The sequence below is a fragment of the Photobacterium sp. SKA34 genome, assembly GCF_000153325.1.
Lineage (GTDB): Bacteria > Pseudomonadota > Gammaproteobacteria > Enterobacterales > Vibrionaceae > Photobacterium.
In genome coordinates this window covers 1-1,225 of sequence record NZ_CH724146.1, presented here as the reverse complement: position 1 = coordinate 1,225, position 1,225 = coordinate 1, and the positions used below count along the sequence as shown (strand labels likewise).

The following is a 1,225-nucleotide window of genomic DNA, read 5'->3' as shown; positions in this document are numbered from 1 at the left end:
GGGTTTCATACTGTCCATGGACAGTCTCATTTTGTAAAGGAACGATAATTCATGGCAGGCACCAAAAAGAACAATCGCCGCGAGGAAATACTTCAGTGCTTAGCGCATATGCTGGAGTCTAACCAAGGCAGTCAACGTATCACGACCAAAATGCTAGCCGCGAATGTTGGAGTTTCAGAAGCTGCACTCTATCGCCACTTCCCAAGCAAAGCGCGTATGTTTGAAGGGTTAATTGAGTTTATCGAAGATTCAATTACCACTCGTATTAACCGCATTTTAGATGACGAAAAAGATACACTAAACCGCTTACGTATGGTAATGCAGTTCATCCTCATGTTTGCTGAACGTAACCCTGGTTTAACTCGTATCATGACGGGTCATGCTCTGATGTTTGAACAAGATCGTCTTCAATCTCGTATTAATCAATTGTTCGAACGTGTTGAATCGCAACTTCGCCAGATATTAAAAGAGCGTAAAATTCGTGAAGGTAAAGGCTTTCCAGTTGATGAGTCAGTTTTAGCAGCACAACTTCTAGGTCAAGTAGAAGGCAGTTTAAACCGCTACGTTCGCTCAAGCTTTAAATACAAGCCAACGGCAAACTTTGATGATTACTGGACGCTACTAAGCGCACAGCTAAACTAATCAAATCTAGCGACAAACAAAAAAGCGAGAGCCTTAGCCCTCGCTTTTTTATTATTCATTGCAGATGTTGTTACACACCATACTCTGCACGGTACGCTTTTACCGCTTCAAGGTGTTGCTCCATGCCTGCTTGCTCAGAAAGGTATGTCACCACATCCCCTAGCGAGACAATCGAAATTACCGCACAACCAAAGTCACGCTCGACTTCCTGAATCGCTGATAGCTCACCTTGACCTTTTTCTTGACGGTCAATAGCAACAAGCACGCCCGCTAAATCTGCACCATTCGCTTTAATGATTTCCATTGATTCACGAATTGCCGTACCTGCGGTGATCACGTCATCGACTAACATAATACGACCGTCTAACGCACTACCGACTAAGTTGCCACCTTCACCATGGTTCTTCGCTTCTTTGCGGTTGAAACAATATAGTGTGTGTCTACATCGTGGTGATCAGCTAGTGCAACCGCCGTGGTGGTTGCAATTGGAATACCTTTGTAGGCAGGCCAAATAACACATCAAATTCAATCTTGGCATCAACCAAAGCTTCAGCATAAAACGACCAAGACGTGCTAATCACGA

At 44.0% G+C, this 1,225-nt stretch carries 1 protein-coding gene and 1 pseudogene; one reads left to right on the top strand and one right to left on the bottom strand.

Features of this window, described 5'->3' with window-relative positions:
- The first annotated feature begins 51 nt into the window (after positions 1-51).
- Positions 52-642: a nucleoid occlusion factor SlmA gene (gene slmA, locus SKA34_RS20820; RefSeq protein WP_006647650.1), complete on the top strand. Its 591-nt coding sequence runs from the start codon at positions 52-54 to the stop codon at positions 640-642.
- 70 nt (positions 643-712) lie between these two features.
- On the opposite strand, the pseudogene pyrE reads toward slmA, so the two are convergent.
- Positions 713-1,225 (bottom strand): annotated as a pseudogene (pyrE, locus tag SKA34_RS20815) (orotate phosphoribosyltransferase); the annotation flags it as partial.